This is a genomic window from Pseudomonas sp. AL 58, from assembly GCF_036348395.1.
Taxonomy (GTDB): domain Bacteria; phylum Pseudomonadota; class Gammaproteobacteria; order Pseudomonadales; family Pseudomonadaceae; genus Aquipseudomonas; species Aquipseudomonas defluvii.
Window position 1 is genome coordinate 85,594 of sequence record NZ_JAZBQR010000018.1, and the last position, 6,884, is coordinate 92,477.

The 6,884-nt window shown below is 58.0% G+C and carries 5 protein-coding genes, 2 tRNA genes and 1 riboswitch; of the genes, 6 read left to right on the forward strand and 1 reads right to left on the reverse strand.

The features are described from left to right. Positions 1 to 5: 5 nt before the first annotated feature. Positions 6 to 1,016, forward strand: coding sequence for a succinylglutamate desuccinylase (astE, locus tag UIA24_RS18665; RefSeq protein ID WP_065760748.1), 1,011 nt, complete (start codon positions 6 to 8; stop codon positions 1,014 to 1,016). Positions 1,017 to 1,101: 85 nt separating this feature from the next. Here the strand turns inward: astE and UIA24_RS18670 are convergent, their stop codons facing one another. Further along, positions 1,102 to 1,608 carry a 6,7-dimethyl-8-ribityllumazine synthase gene (locus UIA24_RS18670; protein ID WP_065760749.1) on the reverse strand — a complete coding sequence of 169 codons (507 nt, stop codon included), beginning with the start codon at positions 1,606 to 1,608 and terminating at the stop codon, positions 1,102 to 1,104. Positions 1,609 to 1,702: 94 nt separating this feature from the next. Further along, positions 1,703 to 1,853, reverse strand: a riboswitch (FMN riboswitch). Positions 1,854 to 2,213: 360 nt separating this feature from the next. On the opposite strand from UIA24_RS18670, the gene alaS reads away from it, so the two are divergent. The 5 genes from alaS to UIA24_RS18695 all read left to right on the forward strand — a co-directional run bounded on the left by alaS (position 2,214) and on the right by UIA24_RS18695 (position 6,881). Next, entirely contained in the window at positions 2,214 to 4,838 is a 2,625-nt protein-coding gene (gene alaS, locus UIA24_RS18675) for an alanine--tRNA ligase (RefSeq protein WP_330523537.1), read from the forward strand. Positions 4,839 to 4,921: 83 nt separating this feature from the next. Next, positions 4,922 to 6,157 (forward strand): aspartate kinase, encoded by a 1,236-nt coding sequence (locus UIA24_RS18680; protein ID WP_065760751.1) that lies wholly within the window; start codon positions 4,922 to 4,924, stop codon positions 6,155 to 6,157. Positions 6,158 to 6,343: 186 nt separating this feature from the next. Beyond that, positions 6,344 to 6,532, forward strand: a complete 189-nt coding sequence (csrA, locus tag UIA24_RS18685; RefSeq protein WP_009399024.1) for a carbon storage regulator CsrA — start codon at positions 6,344 to 6,346, stop codon at positions 6,530 to 6,532. A 72-nt stretch (positions 6,533 to 6,604) separates the two neighbouring features. Continuing rightward, positions 6,605 to 6,695, forward strand: a tRNA-Ser gene (locus UIA24_RS18690). Positions 6,696 to 6,804: 109 nt separating this feature from the next. Next, positions 6,805 to 6,881 (forward strand) — tRNA-Arg (locus UIA24_RS18695). Positions 6,882 to 6,884: the final 3 nt, after the last annotated feature.

Genomic DNA, 6,884 nt, shown 5'->3' on the forward strand with positions numbered 1-6,884 from the left:
GGCCCATGCTCGCCCTCGGCAAACTGCTTGACCTGACCCTGGCCGGTCGTGAACCGGCGGAGAAGACTCAGACGACTGTCGAGGGCGTGCGTATGCGCTGGCTCGGCGAAGGTGCACTGGAAGTGTGTCCTCCCAAGGCTCGCGACAATGGCATGGACCTGCTGCTTTCAGCGGGTATCCACGGCAATGAAACAGCCCCCATCGAGTTGCTCGATGAGTTGCTGCATGGCATTGCCCGCGGTGATATCAAGCCGCGCGTACGGATGCTGTTTCTGTTTGGTAACCCCGAAGCCATTCGTCGCGGCGAGCGTTATATCGAGCAGGACGTCAATCGCCTGTTCAATGGGCGCCATGAGTTATCCAGTGGTACAGAAGCCCTGCGTGCCGGCGAGCTCGAGCGCTTGGCTGCGACATTCTTTAGCGTGCCGGGACGTATGCGTTTGCATTACGACCTGCATACCGCGATCCGAGGTTCGAAGATCGAGCAGTTTGCGCTGTATCCCTTCAAGGAGGGCCGTCAGCACTCGCGTCGTGAGCTGGCGCGCTTGCGTGCTGCGGGTATGGAGGCGGTATTGTTGCAAAGCAAGGCCTCCGTTACGTTCACGGCCTATACCTACGAGCAACTGGATGCTGAGGCATTTACGTTGGAGCTGGGCAAGGCGCGACCGTTTGGTCAGAACCAGCAGGTGAACCTGCAGCTGTTGGAAAAGCGTCTTAAGCAAATTATCGAAGGTGACGAGCCGAGCGCAGAAGGCGAGTTGCTTGATGGCTTGCAGCTGTTCAGCGTTGCTCGCGAAATCATCAAGCACAGCGACAACTTCCACCTGCACCTACCTGCCGATATCGAAAACTTCTCCGAACTCTCCAAGGGCTACCTGTTGGCCGAGGATCTGGCCGAGACGCGCTGGATTGTGGAGGAAGAGGGGGCTCGTATCATTTTCCCGAATCCCAAGGTCAAGAATGGCCTGCGTGCCGGCATTCTGGTTGTGCCAACCACGCCGGATCAACTGGGCTGACCGAGCGTCGCCAGTATCGGGTTCGTGCTGTTGCCGGTGGCGCCGGCCCCGCAGAAGGGCGCCGGCGTTCGGGTTGGCGGGTGGATTATACGGCGCGTTTTTGCGGTACTTCGTTGCGGCGAAGCGCGCGCAGCTTCTGCAGGGTGTCGGCACAGGTCTTCGCGGCCTCGGCACCCTTCACCAGGAAGTGCTCGAAGTAGAAGGTCTGGTGTTCGTCGCCCGCGTGGAAGTGGTGCGGCGTCAGTACCACCGAGAACACCGGTACTTCGGTTTCCAGTTGAACCTGCATCAAGCCGCTGATCACCGACTGTGCCACGAATTCATGCCGGTACAGGCCACCATCGACCACCAGGCCTGCAGCCACAATGCCGGCATAGCGGCCTGTGCGTGCTAGCAGCTTGGCGTGCAGCGGGATTTCAAATGCGCCGCCGACTTCGAAAAAGTCGATGTCGCCGGGTTGATAGCCGTGATTGCCCATCTCTTCGACAAAGGCCTTGCGTGCCTGGTCGACAATATCCTTGTGCCAGCAGGCCTGAATGAACGCGATACGTTCCTGAGGATGGCTCTTGCTATCGATTGCAGTGGGTTGCATTAAAACGGACTCCTGTTTGTATGAGAAACAGGGCATCTGGATCGAAAGGGATAGTCGGCATGCAGCTAGGCAGCCGTAGGCACGCATGTGCCTATCCCGTTCTCTCTTTATCCGGACTATGACCGTCGGCCCCGGAATCACACCGGGTCTGCTGACCTTGCAGTGGTGCTGCAAGCGCTCGCGGGCTATGCGCATTCAGCGCAATTACCGCCGGTGGGGAATTGCGCCCCGCCCTGAGAACGTCGCCGTCAGCGGCTGACGGCAGCGGATTATTAGCACAGTTTTCCGGGAAACGTATAGCCTGCTAATGATATTGACGCCTATGAAAGACATTTCATCCGAGAACCCTTGCCAATTGGCGGGGCGATCCTCCGTAATGCCTTGTCAGTAGGGGAAATCAGGCTTTAGCATCCCGGGCATGCTTGGCGGAGGTAATTTTGCCGCTTTTGTTTGTCATTGCCGTTACAGGTTGTCCAATTGACGGCTTCTATCGCATAAACACACTGTACCCAGGCCTCAGGCCCGATATAATGCGGCCCTTTGCCGTCGTTTCGTCAATTTGACGCAAGCATTTGCCTCTGGCCGCCGTTTCCGTGGAAGAACCTATGAAAAGCGCAGAAATCCGTGAAGCCTTCCTTCGCTTCTTCGAAGAGCAGGGACATACCCGTGTCGCGTCCAGCTCTTTGATTCCGGGCAACGACCCGACCCTGCTGTTTACCAACGCCGGGATGAACCAGTTCAAGGACTGTTTCCTGGGCCAGGAAAAACGTGCCTATACCCGAGCGGTGAGCAGCCAGAAGTGCGTACGCGCCGGCGGCAAGCACAACGACCTGGAAAACGTCGGCTATACCGCACGCCACCACACGTTCTTTGAAATGCTGGGTAACTTCAGCTTTGGTGACTATTTCAAGCGCGATGCAATCACCTTTGCCTGGAACTTCCTGACCTCGGAAAAATGGTTGAACCTGCCCAAGGAAAAACTGTGGGTAACGGTCTACGCCAGCGACGACGAAGCGTATGACATCTGGACCAAAGAGGTCGGTGTTCCGGCTGAGCGCATGGTTCGTATCGGTGACAACAAAGGGGCGCCATACGCGTCCGACAACTTCTGGACCATGGGCGATACCGGCCCGTGCGGTCCTTGCACCGAGATCTTCTACGATCACGGCCCGGAGATCTGGGGCGGCCCACCCGGCTCGCCGGAAGAAGATGGTGACCGTTACATCGAGATCTGGAACAACGTGTTCATGCAGTTCAACCGTACTGCTGACGGCGTCCTGCACCCGCTGCCTGCGCCGTCTGTTGATACCGGTATGGGCCTGGAGCGGATCAGTGCGGTCATGCAGCACGTTCACTCCAACTACGAGATCGACCTGTTCCAGAGCCTGCTTGCCGCATCGGCCAAGGCGATCGGTTGCAGCAACGACGCCCAGCCTTCACTCAAGGTTGTGGCCGACCATATTCGCTCCTGCGGGTTCCTGATCGCCGACGGTGTGTTGCCGTCCAACGAAGGTCGTGGCTATGTATTGCGGCGCATCATTCGTCGCGCCTGCCGTCACGGCAACAAGCTGGGCGCCAAGGGCAGTTTCTTCTACCAGATCGTGGCTGCGCTGGTGGCCGAGATGGGCGAGGCCTTCCCTGAGCTGAAGGTGCAGCAGGCGCATATCGAGCGCGTCCTCAAGGCGGAAGAAGAGCAGTTCGCCAAGACGCTCGAGCAGGGCTTGAAAATTCTCGAGCAGGACCTGGCTGAACTCAAAGGCAGCGTGGTACCTGGTGACGTGGTATTCAAACTCTACGACACCTACGGGTTCCCGATGGACCTGACGGGCGATATCGCTCGTGAGCGTAACCTGACCCTGGATGAGGCTGGCTTCGAGCGTGAGATGGATGCTCAGCGTGAGCGTGCGCGTTCTGCAAGCGCCTTTGGTCTGGACTACAACAGCCTGGTCAAGGTTGATGTAGCCACTGAGTTTACCGGCTACACCACCACCGAAGGCAATGCCACTGTCGTAGCCCTCTATAAAGATGGCCAGGCGGTTGAGCAGTTGGCTGAAGGCGAGCAGGGCGTTGTGATTCTGGATACAACCCCGTTCTATGCCGAGTCCGGTGGCCAGGTGGGTGACACCGGTTACCTGCTGGCCGGCGGTGCACGGTTTGATGTGCGTGATACCACCAAGACCGGTGGTGCGTTCCTGCATCATGGTCAGGTTGCCAGCGGCAGCCTGAAGGTCGGGGAGCAGGTTCAGGCTCAGGTCGATGCCGATGTGCAGCATGCCACCTCGTTGAACCACTCCGCGACGCACTTGCTGCATGCGGCGCTGCGTCAGGTGCTCGGCGATCACGTACAACAGAAAGGCTCGCTGGTTGATAGCCAGCGCCTGCGTTTCGACTTCAGCCACTTCGAGGCGCTCAAACCTGAGCAGCTCAAGGCGTTGGAAGACATCGTCAACCGCGAAGTGCGCAACAACTCCGAGGTGCAAACCGAAGAGACCGATATCGACACCGCCAAGAAGAAGGGCGCCATGGCGCTGTTCGGCGAGAAGTATGGCGACAGCGTGCGGGTGCTGAGCATGGGCGGCGATTTCTCCGTCGAACTGTGCGGCGGTATCCACGCCAAGCGTACCGGCGATATCGGCCTGCTCAAGATCATTAGCGAAGGTGGCGTAGCCTCCGGTGTGCGTCGTATCGAGGCGGTCACCGGTGCTGCTGCGCTGGCTTACCTGAACGCCGCCGAAGAGCAGCTCAAGGAAGCCGCGCAACTGGTCAAGGGCAGTCGTGACAACCTGATCGACAAGCTCTCGGCTGTGCTTGAGCGAAACCGTCAGCTGGAAAAGCAACTGGAGCAGTTGCAGGCCAAGGCCGCCAGTGCTGCGGGCGACGACCTGTCGAGCGCAGCCGTCGACGTCAAGGGCGTCAAGGTGCTGGCTGCGCGTCTTGATGGCCAGGATGGCAAGGCGCTGCTGGCGCTGGTCGATCAGTTGAAGAACAAACTCGGCCGCGCAGTGATCCTGCTCGGCAGTGTCTATGAGGACAAGGTCGTACTGGTAGCGGGTGTGACCAAGGACCTGACTGGCCAACTCAAAGCCGGTGATTTGATGAAGCAAGCCGCTGCGGCGGTGGGCGGCAAAGGGGGTGGGCGTCCGGACATGGCGCAAGGCGGCGGTGTCGACGCTGCTGCGCTGGACGGCGCACTGGCCCTGACCGTGCCATTCGTAGAGCAGGGCGTCTAAGACGCGAAGCGGCCCGTCGTCTAGTGGCGGGCTGTTGATTGATTGTTTATTGGGTGCCCTTCACGGGCTGAGGCGGCTTTGAAATGGCGTTGATCGTACAGAAATTTGGCGGTACCTCGGTCGGCACAGTCGAGCGAATCGAGCAGGTTGCCGAGAAGGTCAAGAAATTCCGCGAAGCCGGCGATGATCTGGTGGTTGTACTGTCGGCGATGAGCGGCGAAACCAATCGCCTGATCGATCTGGCCAAGCAGATCAGCGATCAGCCGGTTCCACGTGAACTGGATGTGATCGTCTCCACGGGTGAGCAGGTGACCATTGCCTTGCTGGCCATGGCACTGATGAAGCGCGGCATTCCTGCCGTGTCTTACACCGGTAACCAGGTGCGGATCCTCACTGACAGCGCGCATAACAAGGCGCGCATCCTGCAAATCGATGATCAGAAGATTCGTGCCGACCTCAAGGCTGGTCGTGTCGTTGTGGTTGCTGGTTTCCAGGGTGTCGATGAGCACGGCAACATCACCACCCTCGGGCGTGGTGGTTCCGATACCACTGGCGTGGCCCTGGCGGCTGCACTGAAGGCTGATGAGTGCCAGATCTACACCGACGTCGATGGTGTCTACACCACTGACCCGCGTGTGGTGTCCCAGGCTCAGCGGCTGGACAAGATCACCTTCGAAGAGATGCTGGAAATGGCCAGTCTCGGTTCCAAGGTGCTGCAGATCCGTGCCGTCGAGTTCGCCGGCAAGTACAACGTCCCGCTGCGCGTGCTGCACAGCTTTCAGGAGGGTCCGGGTACCCTCATTACTATTGATGAAGAGGAATCCATGGAACAGCCGATCATTTCCGGCATCGCCTTCAATCGCGATGAAGCCAAGCTGACCATTCGCGGCGTACCTGATACCCCAGGCGTTGCTTTCAAGATCCTCGGTCCTATCAGTGCGGCGAACATTGAAGTCGACATGATCGTGCAGAACGTCTCGCACGATAACACCACCGACTTTACCTTTACCGTGCACCGTAATGACTATGCCAAGGCGCAGCAGGTGCTGGAAAACACGGCCCGTGAAATCGGCGCCCGTGAGGTAGTCGGTGATACCAAGATCGCCAAGGTGTCCATCGTCGGTGTCGGTATGCGTTCGCACGCCGGTGTTGCGAGCCGCATGTTCGAAGCGCTGGCAAAGGAGAGCATCAACATTCAGATGATCTCCACTTCCGAGATCAAGGTCTCTGTAGTTATTGAAGAGAAGTACCTGGAACTGGCTGTGCGTGCACTGCACACGGCCTTCGAGCTGGACGCCCCCGCCCGCCAGGGTGAGTAAGGCTCCTGCCTAAAAAGGGCGCGGCATGGCCGCGCCCTTCGTTTTTTTGACTGGCGTGAGAAATCTGTCCTTTTACTTGCGCTGGTCAATACTGAGGCGTAGGTCGGCAGCCAGTCCCGGTTGTAGGCTGAAGCCCTCTTTTTTGCAGACTGTTATCCCTGAACTGAAATGCGTGAGGAGAAAGGTATGTTGATTCTGACTCGTCGGTGCGCCGAGAGCCTGATCATTGGCGATGGCGAAATCACCGTGACCGTGCTCGGCGTCAAAGGAAATCAAGTGCGAATCGGTGTGAATGCCCCCAAGGAAGTGGCCGTTCACCGTGAGGAAATCTACCTTCGGATCAAGAAAGAGAAGGACGAAGAACCAACCCTTTAATTTTTCTCAGTTTTTTTTCAAAAAAGAGTTTGCAAACGGGGAAGGGTCTGGTTATTATACGCCCCGTGTTGCGGAGAGGTGGCCGAGTGGCCGAAGGCGCTCCCCTGCTAAGGGAGTATACCTCACAAGGGTATCGGGGGTTCGAATCCCCCCTTCTCCGCCATTATTCAAGTAGGGCGCTGTAATCTGGATGAATCGCTAAGTCGTTGAATTTAAACGAAAAAGTGGTTGTCAAAATGATTCTGCGAACTATAATGCGCTGCAAGAATACTGCACTCATAGCTCAGCTGGATAGAGTACTCGGCTACGAACCGAGCGGTCGGAGGTTCGAATCCTCCTGAGTGCACCATAT